The organism is Streptomyces sp. CNQ329, from assembly GCF_000482585.1.
Genome location: NZ_AXVU01000001.1, coordinates 36,789 through 60,299, shown reverse-complemented (window position 1 = coordinate 60,299; position 23,511 = coordinate 36,789). Strand labels below are relative to the sequence as shown.

22 protein-coding genes, 5 tRNA genes and 1 pseudogene are annotated in these 23,511 nt (G+C 74.8%); 12 read left to right on the top strand and 16 right to left on the bottom strand.

Going from position 1 to position 23,511, the window contains the following annotated elements; translation table 11 throughout:
* Positions 1-33: 33 nt before the first annotated feature.
* Complete coding sequence (locus tag I003_RS0100320) at positions 34-1,491, bottom strand: aminotransferase-like domain-containing protein (protein WP_027769635.1); 1,458 nt, start codon at positions 1,489-1,491, stop codon at positions 34-36.
* Between the two features lie 63 nt (positions 1,492-1,554).
* Here I003_RS0100320 and I003_RS0100315 point away from each other — a divergent pair, with 63 nt between their 5' ends.
* Positions 1,555-2,742 carry an aminotransferase class I/II-fold pyridoxal phosphate-dependent enzyme gene (locus tag I003_RS0100315; protein ID WP_027769634.1) on the top strand — a complete coding sequence of 396 codons (1,188 nt, stop codon included), beginning with the start codon at positions 1,555-1,557 and terminating at the stop codon, positions 2,740-2,742.
* A 36-nt stretch (positions 2,743-2,778) separates the two neighbouring features.
* On the opposite strand, the gene I003_RS0100310 is transcribed toward I003_RS0100315, so the two are convergent.
* The 3 genes from I003_RS0100310 to I003_RS0100300 all read right to left on the bottom strand — a co-directional run bounded on the left by I003_RS0100310 (position 2,779) and on the right by I003_RS0100300 (position 6,650).
* Positions 2,779-3,339 carry an HIT family protein gene (locus I003_RS0100310; RefSeq protein WP_027769633.1) on the bottom strand — a complete coding sequence of 187 codons (561 nt, stop codon included), beginning with the start codon at positions 3,337-3,339 and terminating at the stop codon, positions 2,779-2,781.
* Between the two features lie 54 nt (positions 3,340-3,393).
* Positions 3,394-5,376, bottom strand: coding sequence for a threonine--tRNA ligase (gene thrS, locus I003_RS0100305; RefSeq protein ID WP_027769632.1), 1,983 nt, complete (start codon positions 5,374-5,376; stop codon positions 3,394-3,396).
* A gap of 113 nt (positions 5,377-5,489) precedes the next feature.
* The gene (locus I003_RS0100300) at positions 5,490-6,650 is read right to left on the bottom strand and encodes a hypothetical protein (RefSeq protein WP_027769631.1); all 1,161 of its coding nucleotides are present in this window, start codon (positions 6,648-6,650) and stop codon (positions 5,490-5,492) included.
* A 471-nt stretch (positions 6,651-7,121) separates the two neighbouring features.
* Between I003_RS0100300 and I003_RS0100290 the strand changes: the two genes are divergently transcribed.
* Entirely contained in the window at positions 7,122-7,850 is a 729-nt protein-coding gene (locus tag I003_RS0100290) for a 3'-5' exonuclease (RefSeq protein WP_027769629.1), read from the top strand.
* A 59-nt stretch (positions 7,851-7,909) separates the two neighbouring features.
* Here the strand turns inward: I003_RS0100290 and I003_RS0100285 are convergent.
* Positions 7,910-7,981 (bottom strand) — tRNA-Val (locus tag I003_RS0100285).
* Positions 7,982-8,358: 377 nt separating this feature from the next.
* Here I003_RS0100285 and I003_RS0100280 point away from each other — a divergent pair.
* Positions 8,359-8,772 (top strand): SsgA family sporulation/cell division regulator, encoded by a 414-nt coding sequence (locus I003_RS0100280; protein ID WP_018836768.1) that lies wholly within the window; start codon positions 8,359-8,361, stop codon positions 8,770-8,772.
* A 175-nt stretch (positions 8,773-8,947) separates the two neighbouring features.
* Positions 8,948-9,505, top strand: a pseudogene (locus I003_RS0100275) (CGNR zinc finger domain-containing protein); the annotation flags it as partial.
* 88 nt (positions 9,506-9,593) lie between these two features.
* Here the strand turns inward: I003_RS0100275 and I003_RS36340 are convergent.
* Positions 9,594-9,746 carry a hypothetical protein gene (locus tag I003_RS36340; RefSeq protein WP_199784217.1) on the bottom strand — a complete coding sequence of 51 codons (153 nt, stop codon included), beginning with the start codon at positions 9,744-9,746 and terminating at the stop codon, positions 9,594-9,596.
* 152 nt (positions 9,747-9,898) lie between these two features.
* Complete coding sequence (locus I003_RS0100265; protein WP_027769627.1) at positions 9,899-10,375, bottom strand: hypothetical protein; 477 nt, start codon at positions 10,373-10,375, stop codon at positions 9,899-9,901.
* A gap of 128 nt (positions 10,376-10,503) precedes the next feature.
* Here I003_RS0100265 and I003_RS0100260 point away from each other — a divergent pair, with 128 nt between their 5' ends.
* On the top strand, positions 10,504-11,016 hold the full coding sequence (locus tag I003_RS0100260; protein ID WP_027769626.1) for a DsbA family protein: 513 nt from the start codon (positions 10,504-10,506) through the stop codon (positions 11,014-11,016).
* A gap of 49 nt (positions 11,017-11,065) precedes the next feature.
* Here the strand turns inward: I003_RS0100260 and I003_RS0100255 are convergent, their stop codons facing one another.
* The 3 genes from I003_RS0100255 to I003_RS0100245 are packed head-to-tail and all read right to left on the bottom strand — an operon-like array spanning position 11,066 to position 13,870.
* Positions 11,066-11,896: a GNAT family N-acetyltransferase gene (locus I003_RS0100255; protein ID WP_027769625.1), complete on the bottom strand. Its 831-nt coding sequence runs from the start codon at positions 11,894-11,896 to the stop codon at positions 11,066-11,068.
* 49 nt (positions 11,897-11,945) lie between these two features.
* Positions 11,946-12,785, bottom strand: coding sequence for an aminodeoxychorismate lyase (locus I003_RS0100250; RefSeq protein WP_027769624.1), 840 nt, complete (start codon positions 12,783-12,785; stop codon positions 11,946-11,948).
* On the bottom strand, positions 12,782-13,870 hold the full coding sequence (locus tag I003_RS0100245; protein WP_027769623.1) for a chorismate-binding protein: 1,089 nt from the start codon (positions 13,868-13,870) through the stop codon (positions 12,782-12,784). Before I003_RS0100245 ends, I003_RS0100250 begins: the two co-directional genes overlap by 4 nt.
* A 158-nt stretch (positions 13,871-14,028) precedes the next feature.
* On the opposite strand from I003_RS0100245, the gene I003_RS0100240 reads away from it, so the two are divergent.
* The 6 genes from I003_RS0100240 (at position 14,029) to I003_RS0100215 (ending at position 17,226) form a co-directional block, all read left to right on the top strand.
* Positions 14,029-14,101, top strand: a tRNA-Gly gene (locus I003_RS0100240).
* A gap of 26 nt (positions 14,102-14,127) precedes the next feature.
* Positions 14,128-14,198 (top strand) — tRNA-Cys (locus tag I003_RS0100235).
* A 1-nt stretch (position 14,199) separates the two neighbouring features.
* A tRNA-Val gene (locus tag I003_RS0100230) sits at positions 14,200-14,271 on the top strand.
* A 161-nt stretch (positions 14,272-14,432) separates the two neighbouring features.
* Positions 14,433-15,647, top strand: coding sequence for a GNAT family N-acetyltransferase (locus I003_RS0100225; RefSeq protein WP_027769622.1), 1,215 nt, complete (start codon positions 14,433-14,435; stop codon positions 15,645-15,647).
* 211 nt (positions 15,648-15,858) lie between these two features.
* The gene (locus I003_RS0100220; RefSeq protein WP_027769621.1) at positions 15,859-17,001 is read left to right on the top strand and encodes a trypsin-like serine protease; all 1,143 of its coding nucleotides are present in this window, start codon (positions 15,859-15,861) and stop codon (positions 16,999-17,001) included.
* Between the two features lie 153 nt (positions 17,002-17,154).
* Positions 17,155-17,226 (top strand) — tRNA-Val (locus tag I003_RS0100215).
* Between the two features lie 98 nt (positions 17,227-17,324).
* Here I003_RS0100215 and I003_RS0100210 read toward each other — a convergent pair.
* The 4 genes from I003_RS0100210 to I003_RS0100195 form a co-directional block, all read right to left on the bottom strand.
* The gene (locus tag I003_RS0100210; RefSeq protein ID WP_027769620.1) at positions 17,325-17,603 is read right to left on the bottom strand and encodes a TFIIB-type zinc ribbon-containing protein; all 279 of its coding nucleotides are present in this window, start codon (positions 17,601-17,603) and stop codon (positions 17,325-17,327) included.
* A gap of 66 nt (positions 17,604-17,669) precedes the next feature.
* Entirely contained in the window at positions 17,670-18,797 is a 1,128-nt protein-coding gene (locus I003_RS0100205; protein ID WP_027769619.1) for a phosphotransferase, read from the bottom strand.
* Positions 18,798-18,986: 189 nt separating this feature from the next.
* Complete coding sequence (locus I003_RS0100200) at positions 18,987-19,193, bottom strand: hypothetical protein (RefSeq protein ID WP_027769618.1); 207 nt, start codon at positions 19,191-19,193, stop codon at positions 18,987-18,989.
* Positions 19,194-19,376: 183 nt separating this feature from the next.
* Complete coding sequence (locus I003_RS0100195; protein WP_027769617.1) at positions 19,377-19,631, bottom strand: hypothetical protein; 255 nt, start codon at positions 19,629-19,631, stop codon at positions 19,377-19,379.
* Between the two features lie 170 nt (positions 19,632-19,801).
* Between I003_RS0100195 and I003_RS0100190 the strand changes: the two genes are divergently transcribed.
* A complete protein-coding gene (locus I003_RS0100190; RefSeq protein WP_027769616.1) occupies positions 19,802-21,082 on the top strand; it encodes a serine/threonine-protein kinase in 1,281 nt (426 codons plus the stop codon).
* 37 nt (positions 21,083-21,119) lie between these two features.
* On the opposite strand, the gene I003_RS0100185 is transcribed toward I003_RS0100190, so the two are convergent.
* The gene (locus I003_RS0100185; RefSeq protein WP_027769615.1) at positions 21,120-21,938 is read right to left on the bottom strand and encodes a TrmH family RNA methyltransferase; all 819 of its coding nucleotides are present in this window, start codon (positions 21,936-21,938) and stop codon (positions 21,120-21,122) included.
* Positions 21,939-22,012: 74 nt separating this feature from the next.
* Positions 22,013-23,254: a uroporphyrinogen-III C-methyltransferase gene (cobA, locus tag I003_RS0100180; protein ID WP_027769614.1), complete on the bottom strand. Its 1,242-nt coding sequence runs from the start codon at positions 23,252-23,254 to the stop codon at positions 22,013-22,015.
* Between the last annotated feature and the right edge of the window lie 257 nt (positions 23,255-23,511).

The window sequence follows — 23,511 nt, the reverse complement described above, 5'->3', positions numbered from 1 at the left end:
GACCCGGCCGGGCCGGCGGGCCGGTGTACCCGGTCAGACGGTCATGCCGCCGAGGGCCGCGGGCGCCGCGGACCGGGAGCTGCCGTCGTACGCCGCCCACGCCGACGCCAGCCGCACCACGGCCTCCGTGAGCACCTCGGGCGGGGAGCAGAAGTGCAGCCGCAGGTACGGGCCGCTGCCCCCCGCGGCGTCGACGCATGCGCCGGGCAGGACCGCGACCCCGTGCCGGAGCGCGACCTGCGCGAAGGACACCCCGTCCCCGTACGGCAGCCGGAGCCACACGGTCTGCCCGCCCGGCACCGGCGGGCACTCCCAGGAGGGCAGCAGCCGGGCGAGTTCGGCGCGCAGATGGTCGTGGGCGCGGCGCAGTTCGGCGCGGCGCCTGGCGAGCAGAGGTTCGTACGCGGCGAGCAGGGAGACGGCGACGAGCTGGGCCGGTACGTCCGTGCCCAGGTCGTGGACCGCCTTCAGCCGGGCGAGCCGGGTGACGACACCGGCGGGCGCGCGCACCCAGCCGATGCGCAGCCCGCCCCACACCACCTTGCTCAGCGACCCGACACTGAGCACCTCGGCGCCGCCGGCCGCGCCCCCGGCCAGCGCCGGGGGCGCGGCGCCGTCGAAGGCCAGGTCCGCCACCACCTCGTCGTCCACCAGCGGTACGCCCAGGCGCCCCGCCGCCTCCGCGAGCCGGCGCCCGCGCAGCGGGGGCAGCACGGCGGCCGTCGGGTTCTGGTGTACCGAGCCGACGTACGCGAGCGCGGGCCGGTGCTCGGCGAGCGTGTGCACCGCGGCGTCCACGTCGATCCCGTCCGCCCTCACGGTCACCGGCCGCAGCACGGCGCCCGCCTCGCGGAACAGGTCCAGCGCCCCCGGGTACGCGGGCGCCTCGACCAGCACCGGGTCGCCGGGGGCGACGAGCAGCCGGGTCAGCAGCGCCAGCGCCTGCTGGCCGCCGGTGGTGACGAGGATCTGTGCCGGGTCGGTGGGGATGCCGCGCGCGGCGTAGCGGGCGGCGACGGCGGCGCGCAGGGCGGGCAGCCCGGCGGGGTGGTAGCCGAGGCCGGTCGCGGGCAGGGTCAGGTCGCGGTAGGCGCGGACCAGTTCGGGCGGCGGGCCGTCCGGGGCGGCGCAGCTCAGCAGGATCACGCCGTCGGCGGGCTCCAGGAGGTTGAGGAAGAGCGGGTTCGCGGTCCCGGCCGTACGGCCGGGCACGAGCGCCGCCTCCGCGACGCGGGTGCCGCTCCCCTGCCGCCGTACGACGCGGCCCTCCTGCCGCAGCACGCCGTACGCCGCGACCACCGTCGTGCGCCCCACGGCCAGCGCCGCCGCGAGCGCCCGCTCCGGCGGCAGCGCCGCGCCGGGGCGCAGCCGGCCCTCGTCGACCAGCCGCCGGAGCCGGGCGGCGAGCAGCACGTACAGCGGGCCGCGCCCGGCCGACCAGCGGCCCAGCGCGGCCACGAGGTCGGAGGCCCGCACGTCGTCGGTGTCCATGGCGGACCAATCTCCCGGAATTGGCCCTGTCCCGGCAACCCATTCGCCGCGCAGACTTCTGCCATGAGCGCCGATCTGCACCCCTCGACCCGTACCGCCCACCCGCCCGTGCCCGTCCAAGGGGGCAGCCGCCCGGTGACCGTGCCGATCCACCAGGGCCACGTCTTCTCCTTCGACTCCGCCGACGCGATGGCCGCCGCCTTCCACGACCCGGACGGCGCGTACCTCTACAGCCGCTTCGGCAACCCGACCGTCCGCGCGCTGGAGGAGGCCGTCAGCGGTCTCGAAGGGGGCGCGGGCGGGATGGCGTTCGCCTCCGGCATGGGCGCGATCAACGCCGTGCTGCTCAGCCTGCTCTCCGCCGGCGACCACGTCGTCGCGCAGCGCTCGCTCTACGGCGGCACGTACGCGACGCTGACCGGCCTGGCGGAGCGCTGGGGGGTGTCGGTCACGTACGTCTCCGGCCGGGACGCGGACGAGGTACGGGCGGCGCTCACGCCGCGCACCCGGGTGCTCTACCTGGAGACCATCGCCAACCCCACCACCGCCGTCACCGACCTGCCCGCGCTCCTCGCCGCCGCCGCGGAGGCCGGTGTCACCGGCGTCGTCGACAACACGTTCGCCACCCCGCTGCTCTGCCGCCCGGTCGAGCACGGCGCCGCCGTCGTCGTCCACTCGGCGACCAAGTACCTCGGCGGGCACGCCGACGTCCTGGGCGGCGTCGCGGTCTTCCGCGACGCGGAGCTGCGCCGCCGGGTCTGGGAGCACGCCGTGGAGCAGGGTGCGGTCGCGGATCCGTTCGCGGCGTGGCTGACGCTGCGCGGCATGGCGACCCTCGCGCTGCGGGTGGAGCGGCAGTCCGCGACGGCGCTGACGCTGGCCGAACGGCTGGCCCCCCACCCGGCCGCCGCCCGGGTCCGCCACCCCGGCCTGCCGGACCACCCCGACCGTGCCACGGCGGCCCGGCTGCTCGCCGCCGGCGGCGGCGTGCTGGCGTTCGACCTGGTGGGCGGCCGGGAGGCGGGGCGCAGGTTCGTCGAGTCGCTGCGCCTGGCGCTGCTGAGCCCGTCGCTCGGCGACGTCAAGACCCTCGTGATGCACCCGGCGAGCACGTCGCACCGCCAGCTGGACGCGGCGGCGCTGGCGGCGATGGAGATCGGCGAGGGTACGGTGCGGGTCTCGGTGGGCATCGAGCACCCGGAGGACCTGTGGGCGGACCTGGAGCAGGCGCTGGCGAAGGCGTCGGGCTGAGCGCTGCGCACGGGGCCGTGTGCGGTACGCGGCGGGTCAGCTCCGGGGCCAGGCGCCGGCGAGCATCGCGCGGGTCTCGGCGAGCAGTTGCGGCAGCACCTTGGTGTGGGCGACGACGGGCATGAAGTTCGTGTCCCCGCCCCACCGCGGCACCACGTGCTGGTGCAGGTGCGCGGCGATGCCCGCGCCGGCGACCGGGCCCTGGTTCATGCCGAGGTTGAACCCCTGCGCTCCGGAGGCGGTGCGCAGGGCGGTCATCGCGCGCTTGGTGAAGTCCGCCAGCTCCGCGGTCTCGCCGTCGGTGAGGTCGGTGTAGTCCGCGACATGCCGGTACGGGACGGTCATCAAGTGCCCGCCGTTGTACGGGTACAGGTTCAGCACCGCGTAGACCTGTGCGCCGCGGGCGAGAATCAGCCCGTCCTCGTCGGACTTCCGCGGGATCGCGCAGAACGGGCACCCGTCGCCGGCGGAGGTGCCGGTGGGCTTGTTCTCCCCCTGGATGTACGCCATGCGGTGCGGCGTCCACAACCGCTGGAACTGATCCGGGGTGCCGACCCCGAGCTGCTGCTCCGGCTCACTGGTCATGCTCAGCAGCATATGGCGTACACACCCGCGGGCCGGGCCGAGGGCCCCGGCCCGGCCCGCGCCGGATCACGCCCCGGTGCGCTCCGCGACCGCGCGCGCCACCTCGTCGACGGCCTCGTCGATCGGCACGCCGTTGTTCTGCTCGCCGCTGCGGTAGCGGAAGGAGACGGCGCCCTTCGCCATGTCGTCGTCGCCCGCGATGAGCATGTACGGAATCTTCGCTTTCTGCGCGTTACGGATCTTCTTCTGCATCCGGTCGGACGAGGAGTCCACCTCGACGCGGAGCCCGCGGGCCCGCATCTTCGCGGCGACCTCCTCCAGATACGGCACGTGGTCGTCGCCGATCGGGATGCCCACCACCTGCACCGGCGCCAGCCACGCCGGGAAGGCGCCCGCGTAGTGCTCCAGCAGCACGGCGAAGAACCGCTCGATGGAGCCGAAGAGCGCGCGGTGGATCATCACCGGCCGCTGCCGCGAGCCGTCGGCCGCGGTGTACTCCAGGTCGAAGCGCTCCGGCAGGTTGAAGTCCACCTGGATCGTGGACATCTGCCACGTCCGGCCGATGGCGTCCTTGGCCTGCACCGAGATCTTCGGCCCGTAGAACGCCGCCCCGCCCGGGTCCATGACCAGCTCCAGGCCCTGCTTGCCGGCAGCCTGGCGGAGGATCTCGGTGGCCTCCTCCCAGACCTCGTCGGAGCCGATGAACTTCTCCGGGTCCTTGGTGGACAACTCCAGGTAGAAGTCCTCCAGGCCGTAGTCGCGCAGCAGGTTCAGCACGAAGGTCAGCAGCGAGTCCAGCTCGCCGGCCATCTGCTCCTTGGTGCAGTAGATGTGCGCGTCGTCCTGGGTGAAGCCCCGGGCCCGGGTCAGGCCGTGCACGACGCCCGACTTCTCGTACCGGTAGACGGTCCCGAACTCGAAGAGGCGCAGCGGCAGCTCGCGGTAGGAGCGCCCGCGGGCGTCGAAGATCAGGTTGTGCATCGGGCAGTTCATGGGCTTGAGGTAGTAGTCCTGGCCCTCGTCGAGCTGCATGGGCGGGTACATGCCCTCGGCGTACCAGTCCAGGTGCCCCGACTTCTCGAAGAGCTTCCCCTTCGTCGCGTGCGGGGTGTAGACGAACTCGTAGCCCGACTCCTCGTGCCGCCGCCGCGAGTAGTCCTCCATCACGCGGCGCACGATGCCGCCCTTGGGGTGGAAGACGGCGAGACCGGAGCCGATGTCCTCGGGGATGGAGAAGAGGTCCAGCTCGGTGCCGAGCTTGCGGTGGTCGCGCTTCTCGGCCTCGGCCAGGAACTCCAGATGCGCCTTCAGCTCGTCCTTCGACGGCCAGGCGGTGCCGTAGATCCGCTGGAGCTGCGGGTTCTTCTCGCTGCCGCGCCAGTACGCGGCGGCCGAGCGCATCAGCTTGAAGGCCGGGATCATCCGGGTCGTCGGCAGGTGGGGACCGCGGCAGAGGTCCTTCCAGCACAGCTCGCCGGTCCTGGCGTCGAGGTTGTCGTAGATCGTCAGCTCGCCGGCGCCGACCTCCGCGGAGGCGCCTTCGGCGGCGCCGGCGGCGTCGCCCTTCAGGCCGATCAGCTCCAGCTTGTACGGCTCGGCGGCCAGCTCCTCGCGGGCGTCGGCGTCGGTGGTGACGCGGCGGGAGAAGCGCTGGCCGCGCTTGACGATCTCCTGCATCTTCTTCTCGACGCGCTTGAGGTCGTCGGGGTGGAAGGGCTCGGGAACGTCGAAGTCGTAGTAGAAGCCGTCCTTGATGGGCGGGCCGATGCCGAGCCGGGCCTCGGGGAAGAGCTCCTGCACGGCCTGGGCCATGACGTGCGCGGTGGAGTGGCGCAGAATGTCCAGGCCGTCGGGGCTGGAGATCTCCACCGGCTCGACCTCGTCGCCGTCGGCGACCTCGTAGGCGAGGTCCTTCAGCGCGCCGTCGACGCGGGCGGCGATCACGGTGCGCTCGCCGGGGAAGAGATCACCGGCCGTCGTGCCCGTCGTGACCACGCGCTCTTCCCGCTCGGCGGCATCGCGGCTGATGATCACACGGACGTCGGACACGAGGTCTCCTTCGCGGGGAACGGGGTGCCGCGCGGGCGGCGGCACGGCGTGAATCGTACCGAGCCGGGGGGGTGCACGGCGAAATCGGGAGCCGGGTGGGCGGACCGGTGCGCTCAGCCGTCGCCGTACGCCTCGCCGAAGAGGCCGGGGTGCCGGTGCGGTGGTTGCGGCAGCCGGTCCAGCCCGGCGTCCTCCACCGGTACGGGCCGCACCTCCGACACCCCCGTCAGCCGCCGGAAGCCCCCGCGGCTCTCCAGCCGGCCGCTGAGCCGCACCGGCACGCCGGCCAGATGCGCCCGGCACGCGACGCGGTAGGCCTGCTCGTCGAGCGACGTGCGCACCTCGGTGACGTCCGCGCCCGCGAGTACCCGCAGCCGCACCCGGCCCGGGCCGGTGGCTGCCGACCGGCTGAGCCGGGTGACGGCTGCGGTGAGCCGGACCGGGAGGGAGGGCTCCCGGTGCCGGTAGCGCACGGCGGCCCGCTGCAGGGCGGGGACGTCGCCGGGGGTGAACTCCACCGGCTCGGGGGCGGCGGCGAAGCCCGCCGGCGGCGGGTGCGCGGGGGCCCAGGCCAGGGTGATGCGCACGCCGTCCGTGCCGCGCACGAGGGCGGTCAGGGCCTCGGTCAGCTCGTGGCACACGCCGAGCTCCACGGCGTTGTCGAAGGCCGTCATGGAGCCGGTGGTGTGCTGGCGGTCCACCGCGTGGCGGGTGCCGTGCAGGGCGCGCAGCAGGGTGGTGGTGACATTGCGGCTCTCCGGCGCGGGGACGAAGGCGGTGAGCCGGGCGGCGTGGGCGCCGGGGCCGAGCAGGGTCTTCTCGACGTCCCGGGCGGCGTGCGGGCGCAGCCGGGCGCCGTGGAACCCCGCCGGGCGGCGGGCGGCGAGCGCGCCGGCCAGCAGCATGGCGCGGGCGGCGGCGGACAGTCGCTCCGCGTCGGCCCATCTGGCGGGGCCGGCGCGCCGCTCGGCGCCGTACTCCCAGCTCATCTCGTCGCTGGGCACCGCCGCGGCGGTGAGCACGAGCGGGGCGGACGGCTCGGGGCTGCGGGCCAGCGCGGCGAGGGTCTCGGCGAGCAGGTCGGTGCAGCCGGGGAAGGCGCGGTCGGCCGGTACGAGGACGCCGGCGCCGCCCGGCGCGTCGCCGGGCGGGGTGAAGCGCGCGTACCTGCCGGTGGAACCGCCGTGCCGGCGCCAGCCATGGCGAGCGAGGAGGGCGCCGAGCACGGCGGGGTCGGTGTGGGCGGGGTCGGGTTCCGGTGGCTGGCGGTACATCAGGGTCTCCCTCCCCCGCCGGCCCGCGTCCCGAGCGCGCGGCGGGCGTGCCGGCCGGGGACGGGGGTCGCGGCCCGTGACCTGGCGTGCCGGTCGGTGCCGCTGCCGGGGAAGGGCTGCGCCAGGGTGCAGCCGGCAGCGGCAACGACCGCGTACGGACAGCCGGTCGGCGGCGTCGGGGGGGACGCCGTGACGGCCTGGGCGCCGCGCGGCGCCGCGGCCCGCTCGGGGAGCGGGCCGCCCGGTTCGGGCCGGATGAGGGCCATGGCCCAACTGCCTTCCACACGCTGTCGGTAGCTGACGGGGGCCGGCCCCGCCACGGGCGGCCGAGGCGTGCCCGACCCTCACTCTCTGTTGTCACCGCGCGGACTCTCCGCCAAACAACCATTGTTCGAACGAAGGGTGTTGCGGGTATCACCCGGTCGGGTGGGACCGACCCCACCGACCGTAAAGTTCCAGGGAGTTGGGCTGATGACGCTCTGGTACGAGGGGCCGCTGGCGGCCTTCGACACCGAGACCACCGGCGTGGACGTGGAGCGCGACCGGATACTCTCCGCAGCCGTCGTCGTGCAGCCCCACATCACCTCGCCGCCGCGCTGTACGTCGTGGCTCGTCTCCCCGGATGTGGAGATCCCGGCCTCGGCCACGGCGATCCACGGGCTGACGCTGCCGCATCTGCAGCGCCTGGGCCGCTGGCCGGCGCCGGTGATGGAGGAGGTCGGCAAGGCGCTCGCGGCGCAGTGCGCGGGCCACGTGCCGCTGGTGGTGATGAACGCACCCTTCGATCTGACGCTGCTGGACCGCGAGTTACGCAGGCACCGCGCCTCCTCGCTGCCGAAGTACCTCGGGGGCGCACCGCTGTGCGTGCTGGACCCGCTCGTGCTCGACCGGCACCTCGACCGCTACCGCAAGGGCCGGCGCACACTGACGGCGCTGTGCGAGCACTACGGCGTGGAGCTGTCCGGCGCCCACGAGGCCGGGGCGGACGCGACGGCGGCCCTGCGCCTCGTCCGGGCCATCGGACAGCGCTACGCGGAGCGGCTGGGCGAGCTGAGCGCGCCGGAGCTGCACGCGCGGCAGGCGGTCTGGCACGGCGCGCAGGCGCGCGGCCTGACGGCGTGGTTCGCGCAGACGGGCTCGGAGGAACGCTGCGACCCGGCCTGGCCGCTGCGCGCCCCCGGCCTGGCGACCGCGGCCTGACGTGCGGGCCGGGAACGAGTGAGGGCCGTCCCGCGGGATGCGGGACGGCCCTCTCCGGGTGGGCGATACTGGGATCGAACCAGTGACCTCTTCGGTGTGAACGAAGCGCTCTCCCCCTGAGCTAATCGCCCCGGAACGCCGTTGTGGCGTGGTCAGAACCATACAGTGCGCCGGGGTTGCCGTTCAAACCCGTTGCCGCGGCAGGGCCGAAGCCACCCGGCGTGAGCATCCCCGTGTGCCCCTCACCGGCCTTCCGCCGACGTGTCTCCGCGCGCCTCCGTCACACTGCGCCCGATACTCGTTACTCTCCGCATCCATGGAGTCCAAACTCTCCCTACCGGAGAGTTCACCGGAACGGCCCTGCTGGGACAAGCTTCACTAAGCCGTACGAACTACGAAAAACATCACAAAACAGTCAGAGGGGTTTACAACGCCCCGGTAGGTGGCATGTCGACTTCGCCGACGTGCGAATCCCCGAGCGCACACTGAGCGAAAGGCCCTGGCGCTTATGAACCACACGGTCAGCTGCGAGCTGCACCTGCGCCTCGTTGTGTCGAGCGAGTCCTCCCTGCCTGTCCCCGCAGGTCTGCGGTACGACACCGCGGATCCTTACGCCGTGCACGCCACCTTCCACACGGGCGCAGAAGAGACGGTCGAATGGGTGTTCGCCCGCGATCTGCTCGCCGAAGGGCTCCACCGCCCGACCGGCACCGGAGACGTCCGCGTCTGGCCGTCCAGGAGTCACGGCCAGGGCGTCGTCTGCATCGCCCTCAGCTCGCCCGAGGGCGAGGCACTGCTCGAAGCACCCGCGCGGGCACTGGAGTCCTTCCTGAAGCGTACGGACGCCGCCGTGCCGCCCGGGACGGAGCCACGCCACTTCGACCTCGACACCGAGCTCTCGCACATCCTCGCGGAGAGCTGAGCCCGGACGACCTCACGGTCCGTAGCCGTCAGCCTCGGGGAGACGGCCGGACACCACCGGACAACGTCTCTGGCACCGCCGTCGCCCACTCCGGGCGACGGCGGTGTCACGTTTTGGCTAGAGTCGGCACCAGACCGGCCAGGGGAACGCGCGGCCCGACCAGGGGAGCGGAACGGTGCTGATCAATCACGACACCCGGTGCGCGCTCGACATCGTCGTGGCGCTGCTGAACACGGATACCGGGGACGGGGGCGAGGAAGCGGACGCGCTCGTCGATGTGAGGGCGCTGCAGGAGTTCGTCGACGCGCACGAGATCAGCGGCCTCGAAAGGCTCTGCCGCTCCGACGTGGCCGCGGTCCGGGCCGTGCGGAAGGACCTCTCGGCGGTCTTCGCCGCCCCGGACGACCGGGCCGCGGCGGAGCGGCTCAATGCGATCGTGGCCGCCGCCGGCACCACGCCGCAGCTCACGGACCACGACGGCTACGACTGGCACGTGCACTACTTCGCCCCCGGCGCCTCCGTCGCCGAACACCTGGCCGCGGACGGCGGGATGGCGCTGGCGTTCCTCGTCGTGGCCGGCGAGCGCGAGCGGCTGCGCCGCTGCGAGGCGCCGGACTGCGGCCGGGCCTTCGTCGACTACTCGCGCAACCGCTCCCGCCGCTACTGCTCCAGCCGCACCTGCGGCAACCGGCTGCACGTGGCGGCGTACCGCGCGCGGCAGCGCGAGGCGGCGGCCGAGAACGGGACGGGCAACGCGGCGGCAACCGCGGCCGGGAACGGGGACGGGAAGGCGGCGGCCGGGGCGGCCGGGGGGACGGCGCTCACCAGCTGACGAGGTCGTAGACCGAGGTGCCGAAGATCAGCACGCCCACGACGGTGAGGAAGAGCATCAACGGCGGCTGGGACAGGGCGAAGAGGCAGCCGCGGGGCTCGGCGGGGGCGGGAGGCCGCGGTGCGGGCGTGTGGTCGTTCATCTCGCGCAGATGATTACGCAGGCACGCATACCCATGTGGGCAACACGCCAGGAAAACCCGGGCTGTTCACGAAGATCGGCCGTGCTTGATCGATTCTTGTCGGCAGAGGTCGACGTTGCGGCTGCGCAGGGTAGTTCGGCGGGCCCGTAGCGTCAGATTCCGTGCTTCTTCAAGATCGCCTCGATGTCGGAGAAATCCTCGTCCCCGGCCCCGGAGCCCGTGCGGCCGGTCGTCGCCGGCGCGGCACCGCGCGACGTGCCCGCCCGGCCGGCGCCGAGCGCGGGCCGGGAGGCCGACGGCGCCGCCGGGGCCGCCGGTGCGCCTCCGCCCGCCTTGCGCTTGGCGCGCTCGCCGACGAGCCGCTGACTCACCCACAGCACGACGGCGACCGCGAGCACGCCGAAGCCGCCCCAGACCGAGGGCTTGAAGACCAGGTCCGTCGCCCAGTCCCCGGTGGCCCTGCCGACCTTGCCGCCCAGTTCGACCAGCCCGGTCATGGCCAGGCCGACGGGCACCAGCGACAGGGCGGCGATCTTCGTCGCCCGCCGGAACCTCCGCCGGTATGCGGTCAGCAGCGCGATCGCGAGCCCCGCCGCGGAGAGCGCGGCGCAGACCGTGGTGGTGAACATGCATCCATCGTGCACCGGAATGCGACGGGATTGAAATGGTGCGGCACGGCATGGGGGACATCTCCGGGTCCGGCTCGTCCGCAGGACCGAGACGGCGGTGCCCCGCGGAGCCTGGAAGACTGACGTCCATGGAGAACGATGTGAACGCTGCGCCCGTCCTCGACGTGTGGTGCGAGCTGCAGTGCCCGGACTGCCGGACGGCGCTCGGCGATCTGCGATCGCTGCGGGAGCGCTACGGGGACCGGCTGGACATCCGGCTGCGGCACTTCCCGCTGGACAAGCACCAGCACGCGATGGCGGGCGCCCAGGCCGCCGAGGAGGCGTTCGCGCAGGGGAAGGGCTGGGAGTACGTGGAGGCGGTGCTGACGCGGGCGGAGAAGTTCGGCAAGCGGGGCGAGCCGCTGCTGGCCGAGACGGCGCGGGAGCTGGGCCTGAACGCGGCCGAGGTGGAGTCCGCGCTCGTGGACGGGCGGCACTTCCTGATCGTGGACGCGGACGTCGCGGAGGGCAAGGCGATCGGGGTGACGGGGACGCCGACCTACGTCATCGGCGGCGAGCGCCTCGACGGCGGCAAGAGCCAGGAAGGGCTGCGCGAGCGGATCGAGGAGATCGCGGACCGGCTGCTGGCGGCGAAGGACTGAGAGGCGGGGGCGGCGGCGCGGGTTCTGCGGGCCGCGGGCCGGTGCCCGCTCAGATCAGCGGCTTGCGCAGGTGGTACGCCGTGGGGCCGTAGCCCAGGGACTCGTACAGGCGCAGCGCCGGCTCGTTGCCCGCGAAAACGTGCAGGCCCAGGGTGCCGAGCCCGGCCGCCAGGCACTCGCCCTCCGCCGCGCGCATCAGGGTGCGGCCGTGGCCCCTCCCCCGGTGCTCCGGTGCGACGGTCACGGAATAGACGTACCCCCCGGTGGCGATCTTCGGCCGCAGCGAGATCCAGATCGTGCCCACCCCGGCCCCGTCGTGCTCCAGGACGCGCAGCGCCACGTCCGCGGTGGCGGCGCCCGCGGGCAGCAGCCCGTCGTGGTCGGCGGCCGACCGGTCGCGGGCCTCGGCCGGCGCCAGTCCCCGGTCCAGCCACCGCTGCGCGTACGCCGCCACCTCCGCGGTCCGCCAGCCCGGGTACTCGTCCGCCGTCATCGGCCGCACCACCGAGCCCCGCGGCAGCGCGGGCACGGCGGCCAGCTCCTTGGCCAGCGTCCGGCCCGTCTCCGTGTAGCCGAGCGCCGCGGCCAGCCGCAGGCCGACGCCGGCGCGGGGGTCCAGGCTGAGCACGACCTCCCGGCAGCCCCAGCCGCGCAGCACCTCCTCGGCCGCCAGCGCCGCCACCGTGCCCCGGCCGCGGCCCCGTTCGGGCCTGTGGATCCGCAGCGTGCGCACGCGCCCCGCGGTGGGGCCGAGGCGCGGGTCGGTGGCGAGTTCGACGTCGCCGACCGGGTGGCCGTTGACGCACACGGCGAACGCGCGCGTCCGGCCGCCGTCCGGCTCACGCCGCTCGGCTCCGGCCGGGCGCAGGTGGGTCGTCATCGGTTCCCCTTCGTCCTCGCACGCTCGGAGTCCGCCGCCCGCGGTGCCTCTACGGGTCGACGTCCGCCGCCGACCGCTCGGCGAACAGCTGCATCGTCTTCGCCGTGACCGGGCCGAGGGCCCCCGGCAGGTCGCGGCCGTCGAGCCGGCGTACGGCCTGGACGTCGCGCAGCGAGGACGTCAGGAAGACCTCCTCCACCGGGCCGCCCTCCGCGAGCACCGAGAACGGCAGGTCCGTCTCCCGCGCGCCGGTCCACTCCAGCAGGAGCCGCCGCGTGATCCCGGCCAGGCAGCCGGAGGAGAGCGGCGGGGTGTGCACTTCGCCGTCGAGGACGACGAAGACGTTGGAGCCGGTGCCCTCGCAGAGCCGGTCGCGGGTGTTGGCGAAGAGCGCCTCGCTGGCGCCGGCGTCGTGCGCGCGGGCCAGGGCGACGACGTTCTCCGCGTACGACGTGGTCTTCAGGCCCGTGACGGCACCGCGCTCGTTGCGCGTCCAGGGCACGGTGACGACGTCCGTCTCGTCCGGCCGCGGGTCGGCGGCGGCGAGGGCGACGACCAGGGTGGGACGGCTGTCGTCCGGGTCGTTGCGGAGGGAGGACAGGGGCGCCGCGCCGCCGGTGTACGTGATGCGCAGCCGGCCGTGCGGCACGGGCTCGGCGGCCAGCACCGCGGCGCAGGCGCGGCGCACCTCGTCGAGGTCGGGTGCGGGCAGGCCGAGGCCGCGGGCGGAGCGGGCCAGGCGTTCCAGATGGCGGGTGACGGCGAAGGCGGTGCCGTCGGTGGCCTTCAGCGTCTCGAAGACGCCGTCGCCCACCGTGATGCCGTGGTCGAGCACGGACACCCGGGCGTCGGCCACCTCGTGCAGCCCCCCGTCGAGCCAGACCTTCATGGACGTGCGGTCCCTTCACTCGTGACTTCCGCCTCCGACGCTACCGCGAGCAGCCGCGATGCCTTCAATTCCGTCTCCCGCCACTCGCGCTCCGGATCGGAGCCCCAGGTGATGCCCGCGCCGGTGCCGAAGCGCAGCACGGGCCCCCCGGCCGCGGCCCGGTCGATCCAGAACGTGCGGATGCCGACGGCCAGTTCGCCGGTGCCCCGGTCGGCGTCGACCCAGCCGACGCCGCCGCAGTACGGGCCCCGGGGGGCGGTCTCCAGCTCGTCGATGATGCGCAGCGCGCTGCTTTTCGGCGCGCCGGTGATGGAGCCGGCCGGGAAGGTGGCGCCGATCAGGTCCGCCCAGCCGGCGCCGGGGGCCAGCTCGCCGCGGACGGTGGAGACGAGGTGGACGAGGCCGGGGTGCTCCTCGACGGCGCAGAGGGCGGGCACGGTGACGGAGCCGGTGGTGCAGACGCGGCCGAGGTCGTTGCGCACGAGGTCGACGATCATGACGTTCTCGGCGCGGTCCTTCGCGGTCAGGTCGGCGGCGGTGCGGCCGGTGCCCTTGATGGGGCCGGACTCCACGGTGCGGCCGGCACGGCGCAGGTACAGCTCGGGCGAGGCGGTGGCGACCTCGACCCCGTGCGCGGGCAGCCGGACGACGCCGGCGTACGGGGCGGGGTTGCCGCGGGCGAGGACGGCGCCGAGTGCGTCGACGTCGGCGTCGTTGCCGGCGGAGGCGGCGTTTGGGCCGGCGCCGGGAAGCGGGGCGGTGAGCACGCGGCACAGGTTGACCTGGTAGACGTCGCCGGCGGCGATGTGCTCCCTTATGCGGCGCACTCCGGCGACATAGCCGGCGCGGTCGAGCGAGGTCGTCCAGCGCGCGGCGCCCGGGCCGCGCCAGCGGTGCGCGCGGTGGGCGGGCGGATGCGGATCGGGGCGTACGTCGCCGAAGCGCGCGCACACCGTCCGGCCCTCGTACCCGGCGACGACGGCCCACCAGCCCGACGAGTCGAGCGCGGCCGGGTCGCCGGTCACGTCGCGCAGATCGGAGGCGACGAGACCGCCGAAGCGGGCGAGCGGGGCGAGGCGGGACACGCCGCGAGTCTATGGCGGCCGGCGGACACCGGGTCTCCGGCCGGTGGGGCCCGGTGAGGGCCGGGCGCGTGCGGGAAACCGAATTTGAGCTGGCCCCGGAATCCGCTAAGGTTCATGACTACCGGAAGCGCCTCACCGGCGCCTTCGGAGCACGACCGGCGGACGTAGCTCAGTTGGTAGAGCATCACCTTGCCAAGGTGAGGGTCGCGAGTTCGAATCTCGTCGTCCGCTCGATGGGGGTCTCACGGACCCTCGCTGGTGGAGTGGCCGAGAGGCGAGGCAACGGCCTGCAAAGCCGTCTACACGGGTTCAAATCCCGTCTCCACCTCGGACGATTAGCTCAGCGGGAGAGCGCTTCCCTGACACGGAAGAGGTCACTGGTTCAATCCCAGTATCGTCCACCGAACGAGAGGCGACCCCGGCCCGCGCACCGCGGCTCGTGGGTCGCCTTCGTCGTGGGCGCGGGGCCGCTCCGCGCGCGTCCCCGCCGCTGCCTCCCAAGCGAGGTGCACGGTTCGGGTATGACGGATAGTGTCAGAATATGAACGACCGTGCTGCCATTGTGTTCCGTGAAATACCCGAGAGTGACATCGACCGGGCTCAGGAGCTGGCCTATCTGGTCTTCCACGAGAAGCCCGAGGACGAGCTTCGCAAACGCCATCACGAACTCCTGGCGGGGTGCCTGCGCATCGGCGCGTACGACGCGGACACGCTGGTCGGCATGGTCGCCACGCTGCCGTTCACGATGGCCGTCCCCGGTGCGGAACTCCCCTGCCCGAGCCTGACGTTCGTCTCCGTCGCGCCGACCCACCGGCGCCGCGGGGTGCTGTCCGGGATGATCGCCGAGCTGTTCGCGCGCTGCACCGCCGAGGGCTGGCCGATGGCGGCGCTGTGGGCGTCGGAGACCGCCATCTACGGGCGGTTCGGCTTCGGCCCCGGCACGTACGGCGCGACCGTCGAGATCGACTCCCGGGAGGCGCTGCGGCTGCGGATCGCCCCCGACGAGCGGCCCCTGCGGCTGGTCGACCCGGCCGCGGCGCCCGCGCTGCTCGGCCCGTACTACGACCGCACCCGCGAGACGCGTGCCGGCCGGCACGCGCGCAGCGAGGAGTGGTGGGCCAAGGAATGGATGGCCGAACAGGACCCGGACGACGAGGACTTCTCCCGGCCGCGCGTGGTCGCCCTCGGCGACCCCCTCGCCGGTTACGCCGTCTACCGCACGAAGGACGAGGGCGACCGCCCCGACTCCCCGGGCCTGGTGCGCCTGGACGAACTGGAGGCGGACACCCCGGCCGTGGCCGCGGCCCTGTGGCGCTACCTCGTCTCCCTGGACCTGACCGGCACGGTGCGGGCCTGGGGCCGGCCGCTCGACGACCCGCTCCTCCTCTTCGCCGCGGACCGCGACCAGGTACGGGTCACAAGCACGTTCCCCGCGCTGTGGGTGCGCCTGACCGACGTCGGCACGGCCCTGCGGCGCCGCTCCTGGGCCGCCGCGGCGGACGTCGTGCTGGCGGTGACCGACGCCGGGGTGCCGGCCAACGACGGCACGTACCGGCTCACCGCCTCGCCCGGGTCCCCCGCCCTCTACGAGCGCACCGACGCGGCGCCGGACCTCACCGTGGACATACGCGACCTGTCCGCCGCCTATCTCGGCGGCACCGCCGTCGCCGCGGCCGTCCGCGCGGGCCTGGCCGCCGAGCACACCGCGGGCGCGGCCGACGCGCTCGACGCCGCGCTGTCCACGCCGCTGCTGCCGCACACGGTCGAGGAGTTCTAGCGCGGCGCGCCGGAAAGACATACCGGCGAGGACGCGGGGAACGGCGGTCGCCCGGTCCCGCGGGACCCGGCGGCCGTTTGTCATGTCTGCGAAAGGTCTGGACACATAACCGGGCCCGTGCTGTGGTGACAGCGCGCTGAATGAGAGCGCTCTCACCCCTCTGTGTTCCACCCCCACCCGACATGAGGGAACGACAGAAAGGTCCGTCATCGTGCGACCCACATTCGGATTAGGACTCGGTCTGTCCGCACTCCTGCTCCTGAGCACCTGGGGAGGCGCCGCCGCCCTCGCCCCCGCGGCCGGCGCGGACTCCGCCGGGGACCTCACACCCGGGCTGGTGACCGCCATGCAGCGGGACCTGGACCTGACCGCCGACCAGGCCCGCGAGCGGCTGGCCGACGAACGCCGGGCAGGCCGCATCGAGAAGAAGGCCGCACGCGCCGCCGGATCCGCCTACGGCGGCTCCTGGTTCGACGCGGACAGCGGCCGGCTGACCGTCGCCGTCACCGGCTCGCGGCACGCCGGCGCGGTACGGGCGACGGGCGCGGCCGTACGCCTCGTCGAGCACAGCGCCGCGCGGCTCGACGCCACGATGAAGCGTCTGGACGGGCTGTCCGCCCCCGCCGGGGTGGCCAGTTGGCGTGTCGACCCGCGCGCCAACACCGTCCGGGTCGACGTCGTCGCCGACCGACGAGGCGACGCCGCCGTCCGCGCGTACCTCGAACGGGCCCGCGCCGCCGGCCCCGTCGAGGTGGGCACGGTCGCCGAGGCGCCGAGCACCTTCGCCGCCGGTACCGTCGGCGGGGACCCGTACTACACGGGCAACGTCCGCTGTTCCATCGGCTTCTCGGTGCACGGCGGCTTCGTCACCGCGGGCCACTGCGGCGGCGCGGGCGCGGGCGTGAGCGGCTGGGACGGCTCGTCCATCGGCACGTTCCAGGGCTCGTCGTTCCCCGACAACGACTACGCCTGGGTCAGCGTCGGCAACGGCTGGTGGACCGTTCCCGTCGTCCTCGGCTGGGGCACCGTGCCCGACCAGCTCGTCCGCGGCTCCGCGGAGGCCCCGGTGGGCGCCTCCATCTGCCGCTCCGGCTCCACCACGCGCTGGCACTGCGGCACCCTGCTGGCCAAGAACGAGACGGTCAACTACAGCGGCGGCGCCGTCGTGCACCAGCTCACGAAGACCAGCGTCTGCGCCGAACCCGGCGACTCCGGCGGCTCGTTCATCAGCGGCGACCAGGCGCAGGGCGTCACATCCGGCGGCTGGGGCAACTGCAGCGGCGGCGGCGAGACCTGGTACCAGCCGGTCAACGAGATCCTCGGCCGCTACGGGCTGACACTGCACACCGCCTAGCGCGACCGTACCCCGTGGCACCGGCCCCTCGCCGGTGACCGCACACCCGTGCCGCCCGCCCGCGGGCGGGCGGCACGGGCCGTACCGGCCGCCTCATGATCATGGACTTGCGATGGCGGTCGGCGCGTGGAAGTATCTAGCCGCAGAAACCGCGCGCGGTTAGCTCAGCGGGAGAGCGCTTCCCTGACACGGAAGAGGTCACTGGTTCAATCCCAGTACCGCGCACAGCAAAAGCCGGAGGGCCGGAGCGAATCGCTCCGGCCCTCCGGCGTGTGGTCGTGCGGCCTCCTCGGGAAGGCCGCACGACCCTGCGGCTCCGTGCCTCAGGACGAGAAGAGCATGCGGGAGAAGCCGCCCTTGCGGTGGCCGTAGTGACCGTGGCCGCCGTGGTGGCCGCCCCAGCCCGGGGCCTGCTGCGGGTAGCCCTGGGCGGCCGGCGGCGGGGGCGGCGGGGCCTGCTGTGCCCACTGGGACTCCAGGCGGGTCAGGGTCTCCAGTTCGCCGTAGTCGAGAAAGATCCCCCGGCAGCCGCTGCACTGCTCGATCTGCACGCCGTTGCGGTTGTACGTCTGCATCGGCGCACGGCACTTGGGACACTGCATGGTCGCCCTCAACTCCTCGAATCTCCCGCCGCCACGGATGACGGACGGCGGCCATGGCTGCACAGCCTACGACGCGCCGCCCGGGCCCGTCCCGTCCTCCATTGCCGCGATGCGTGCGCACGCGGCGAGCAGATCGTGGTCGGCGTCGTCCAGGGGCCGTACGCCCCTCGCGGCGTCCACCAGGGCACGCGCGGCGAGCTGGACGGTGAGGGTACGGGCCGGCACGTCGACCTCGGGCGGCCACAAGTCGTCCCCGGGGGCGACCGCGGGGCCGCCGGCGGCGCGGTAACCGGCGAGGAAGGCGGCCCAGTCGGCGGCGGGGATGAGGCCGGTGGCGTACCCGGCGGCGGGGCGGGCGAGGTCCCAGGCGGGCTCGCCGAGGCCGAGGTCGTCGATGTCGATGAGGTGCCAGGGCCCGTCGGGGGCGGGGTGGCGCACGAGTTGGCCGAGGTGGAGGTCTCCGTGGCAGAGGAGGGAGCGGGGCTGCGCGCGGGGCTCCTCGTCACGGGCCCAGGCGGGCAGGCGCTCCCAGGCCCGCAGCACGAGCGCGGCGGCGGAGGCCCGCTCCGGCGCCGGGCCGGGGGAAGCGCGCTCCGGCGCGACGGTGCGCACGCCCGGCGCGCGGGCGCCTTCCTGCGCGGGCGAACGGCCGCCGCCCGGGGCCGCACCGGCGGTCGCGGCGGGGCTCGCGGCAGGGCTTGCGGCCACCCGCGTGCTTTCCAGCGCCGTGGCGGTGTCCGCGGGGGAACGGGGCGCGGGGGCCGTGAACGTCGCGCGGAGGGCCGTGATCGCGCGGGCCGCGTTCGCCGGGCCCGCCATCGGCGGCAGGGGTCCCGGCAGCCGGTCCGCCGGCACCGCGTGGAGCCGCGCCGCCAGGTGCCCCGCCTCGCGCCACGGCGCCGCCTCCGGGGCGTCCGGCGCCACCGTCGTGCCGTACGGCCAGCGGCTCACGTACCGGCCCCCGACGGGGCCGGCCAGCTCGCCGAGCGGCGTCAGCAGGATGCCGGCGAGCAGCGGGTGGGCGGCCACCCGGAGCCGGGCGGCGAGGGCGGCGGGATCCAGCCGCGGGGCGTGGGCCTTGAGTACGGTGCCCCCGCGGCGTAGGACGGTCACGTCCGGGCGGTCGACGATCACCGCGGGCTCGCCGGCCCCCCGGCTCAGCTCCGCCAGCCGGTCGACGAGGCGTGCGCGCACCGGCTCATCCTAGGCCCGCGCCGCGACGGCCCGGGCGGGTGGACGTGACGGCGGATCCGGCCCCGGAAAACGCGTAGCCCGGGCGTCTCCCCAGACGCCCGGGCGTACACGTCCGTCCGCCGCACCCCCGTCCCCACGGGGCTGAGCCGGCTGTCCCCGGCCCGGGCCGCTCTCCCGGGCCTGACGGAGCTAACGCCCCATCATTCCGGCCACGGACGACGCATGTGTGATGACCGCCTCCCAGCCGCCGAAGACGACGGTGAGGACGATCGCCAGGGGCAGCACCATGGCGAGGGCGACCAGCGGGTGCCGGCGCTCCGGCGCCGGTGCGCCGAACGCGGCGAGCGCCCCTGCCACGGCCTCGGGCCGTGCGGCGTGCTCCGCTGTTCTCTCCATGACTCCACTCCTGTACGGGAGCGGCGGGCGTCCGACCTCGGGGGACGAGTGCTGCGCCCGCCGCTTGACGACAACATTAGGGAAATGATCGGCACGGGTCGTCATGCCCGCGTATCGATTGCCTGGCCTCCCGGAGGATGACGGAGGCGGGAAGTCGCTACTCCCGTGGGTGGAGACCGCGTACTACGACCCAGGGTCTTCCCCGAGGGGGACCCCGCCGTCCGCACGCGGCACGGGATGCTCCACCAGGGCGAGCACCCTGGTGGCCATGAACCGCGCCGTGCGCACCACCGACCCGCTGCGCGTCACCTCGGTCACCTCGACCACGCCCCGGCGCACCGACGTCTCGACCCTCCGGCCGGCGCGCGAGGCCACCACCTGGTACGTCCGTGTCGTGTCCCCCGCGTCCACGACTATCTCCACTCGATCGCCCTTCACCTGTCCCGCATCCCCCTTCCTCGGGGCCGCACTTGGGTCCGGCCATACCTCCAGGATCCCACCTGGGACCGACAATTCGGCCCGCCGCACGGCGCCCTGCCAGCGCGAGCGGCGGTCAGGTCCGTAAGCTGTGCACGGCAGACAGACCGGGCAGCGGGGATGGTTACGGCATGGCGATGATGCGGCTCCGTCGTGAGGATCCGCGTGTCGTCGGCTCGTTTAGGATCCACCGGCGGCTCGGCGCGGGCGGCATGGGCGTGGTCTACCTGGGCTCGGACCGGCGCGGCCAGCGGGTCGCGCTCAAGGTGATCCGGCCGGATCTGGCGGAGGATCAGGAGTTCCGCTCGCGGTTCGCCCGCGAGGTCTCCGCCGCCCGCCGGATCCGCGGCGGCTGTACGGCACGGCTGGTGGCGGCCGATCTGGACGCGGACCGGCCATGGTTCGCCACGCAGTACGTACCCGGACCCTCCCTGCACGACAAGGTCGGCGACGAGGGGCCGCTCCTGGCCGCACGGGTCGCGGCGATCGGCGCGGCGCTCTCCGAGGGCCTGGTCGCCGTGCACGAGGCGGGCGTGGTGCACCGCGACCTGAAGCCGTCCAACATCCTGCTCTCCCCCAAGGGCCCGCGGATCATCGACTTCGGCATCGCCTGGGCGACGGGCGCCTCCACGCTGACGCACGTCGGCACCGCGGTCGGCTCGCCCGGGTTCCTGGCGCCCGAGCAGGTGCGGGGACAGCCGGTGACGCCGGCGAGTGACGTGTTCTCCCTGGGCGCCACGCTCGCGTACGCGGCGACGGGCGACTCGCCGTTCGGGCAGGGCAGTTCCGAGGTGATGCTCTACCGCGTGGTGCACGAGGAGCCGCTGCTCGACGCGGTGCCGGACGCGCTGGCGCCGCTGCTGCGCACGTGCCTGGCGAAGACACCGGACGACCGGCCGTCGACGCTGCAGTTGTCGCTGCGGCTGAAGGAGATCGCGGCCCGCGAGGGGCACGGTGCGGGGCCGGAGGCCGCCCCGCCGCGCCGTACCGCCGCGGAGCGGGCGACTCCGGGCCCCACGGCCGCCCACCGGCCGCCGGGGCAGCGGCCGACGGGCGCGGGCCGGCCGCAGCCGGGCGCCGCACAGCGCCCCGGGCCGCACGGCACCGGGCGGCCGGGGCCGGCGCAGCGGCCCGGACAGCGCGCGGGCCGCGGTGCCGCGCGAGGGCCGGCGCCGGAGCGGGGCAGGCCGGGTGCGGAGCGCGGCCGGGCGGCGGAGCAGCGCACCCAGGGCTCGCGGAACGGCGGACCGCGCGAGGGCACGGCACCCGCGGCGCGGGGGCCCGCGCCGCAGCGCAGGCCGGCGCCGGACCGGGCGCGGCTGATGCGGCAGCGGCTGATCGTGTTCGTGACGGTGACGCTGCTGGTCGCCCTCGGCATCGCGGCCGCCCAGGGCTGCCAGGGCCCGCTCTGAGGTCTGGGGGAGGCGGCGCCAAGGGCAACTGGCCGGTTCAGCCCGCGGCCGGGGCGGTCGCCACCGCGTAGAACGCGACGGCCGCGGCGGCGCCCACGTTGAGCGAGTCGACGCCGTTCGACATCGGGATCCGTACGTGCCGGTCCGCGGCCCGCAGCGCACCGGCCGACAGTCCCGCGCCCTCCGTGCCCAGCATCAGCGCGACCCGCGGCAGCCGCTGCGGCGCCGCCTCGGCGATCGGCACCGCCCGCGCGTCCGGGGTGAGGGCGACGAGGGTGAAGCCCGCCTCGCGGACCGTCGTCAGGTCGTGCGGCCAGGAGGGCAGCCGCGCGTAGGGGATGTGGAAGACGGCGCCCATGGAGACCTTCACCGACCGCCGGTACAGCGGGTCCGCACAGTCCGGCGAGAGCAGGACGGCGTCCATGCCGAGAGCGGCGGCGCTGCGGAAGACCGCACCGACGTTGGTGTGGTCGTTGACGGTCTCCAGCACCGCGACGCGGCGGGCGCGCGCCAGCAGCCCGGCGGCGTCCGGCAGCGGCTTGCGGTGCATGGAGGCGAGCGCACCGCGGTGCACGTGGTAGCCGGTGACCTGCTCGGCCAGGTCGGCGCCGACGACGTACACCGGTGCCGGCAGGGCGTCGATGACGTCCCGCATCACGTCGACCCACTTGGCGGAGAGCATCATGGAGCGGGTCTCGTGGCCCGTCTCGATCGCGCGCCGGATGACCTTCTCGCCCTCGGCGATGAACAGCCCCTCCGCCGGCTCGCGGCGGCGGCGCAGTTCGACGTCGGTGAGGCCGGCGTAGTCCGCCAGGCGCGGGTCGGCGGGGTCGTCGATCCTGAGGAGTTCTGCCACGGCACGATCCTGCCGTGCCGCGCGCCGCATTCCGACGCCGGGGTACGTGACGGGGCGCGCCGCGCGCCGCCCCGTCAGCGGGGCGAGCGGGCCGCCACCTCGCCGACGACGATCACGGCGGGGGGCCGCACCTCCTCGCGCGCGACCGCCTCGGCGGCCGTGGCGAGCGAGGCGTCCACCCGGCGCTGGGCGGCCGTGGTGCCCTCCTGCACGATCGCCACCGGCGTCGCCGGGTCGCGGCCCTCGCGTACGAGCGTCTCCGCGATGGCCCCGATGTTCTCGACGGCCATGAGCAGCACCAGCGTGCCGCGCAGCCGCGCCAGCGCCGGCCAGTCGACGAGCGAGCGTTCGTCGCCCGGCGCGACGTGGCCGCTGACGACGGTGAACTCGTGCGCGACCCCGCGGTGGGTGACCGGGATGCCGGCCGCCGCCGGGACGCTGATCGCGCTGGTGACGCCCGGGACCACCGTGCAGGCCACGCCCGCCCGCGCCAGCGCTTCCGCCTCCTCCATGCCGCGGCCGAAGACGAACGGATCGCCGCCCTTGAGCCGGACGACCGCCCTGCCCGCCCTGGCGTGCTGGATCAGCGCGTCGTTGATGGCCTGCTGGGCCATGGCCCGGCCGTACGGGATCTTCGCGGCGTCGATCACCTCGACGTGCGGAGGGAGTTCGTCCAGCAGGTCGCGGGGGCCGAGGCGGTCGGCGATGACGACGTCGGCCTCGGCGAGCAGCCGGCGGCCCCGGACGGTGATGAGGTCGGGGTCGCCGGGGCCGCCGCCGACGAGGGCGACGCCGGGGGCGCGTGTGCGGTGGTGCGGGGCGCTGAGGGTGCCGTCGCGCAGGCCCTCCACGACGGCGTCGCGGACGGCGGCGGAGCGGCGCGGGTCGCTGCCGGTGAGCACCGCGACGGTGACGCCCTCGCTGCGGCCGGTGGCGGGGGTCCAGGCGGTGGCGGCGGAGGCGTCGTCGCTGCGTACGCACCAGACGCGGCGGCGCTCGGCCTCGGCGGAGGCGGCTTCGTTGGCCGCGGGGTCGCGGGTGGCCACGACGGCGTACCAGGCGTCTTCCAGATCCCCGTCCGCGTACCGCCGGCGCTCCCACGTCAGCTCGCCGGCGTCGGCCATCGCCTCCACCGAGGGCGTGGCCGACGGCGAGACGAGCGTGACCCGGGCGCCGGCGGCGAGCAGCGCGGGCAGCCGGCGCTGGGCGACCTGGCCGCCGCCGATGACGACGACGCGCCGGCCCGCGAGCCGCAGTCCGACGGGGTACGCGGACGCGCCTGCGCCGGCGGCGGGTGGGGCGGGGGGACGGGACATGGCGGAACGGCTCCTCGTACGGTGGGCCGGCCGCTGCGGCGCTGGAGCGGCGGTTCTTCGCGGACTGGTGGGGGTGTCGGGACGCGCGGCGCGGCCCGCGACGCCAACCCTATGGCCTGCGCCGGCACCCCGCCGCGGGGGACGCCCGCGGTACGGGCCCGGGGGCGGCGCGGTACGTACGCGGGGAGCCCCGGGAGCGGCCCGCGAGCGCATCCGGCGCCTGAGCGCCCGCGGCCCGCCCCTTTCGGCCCGTACGC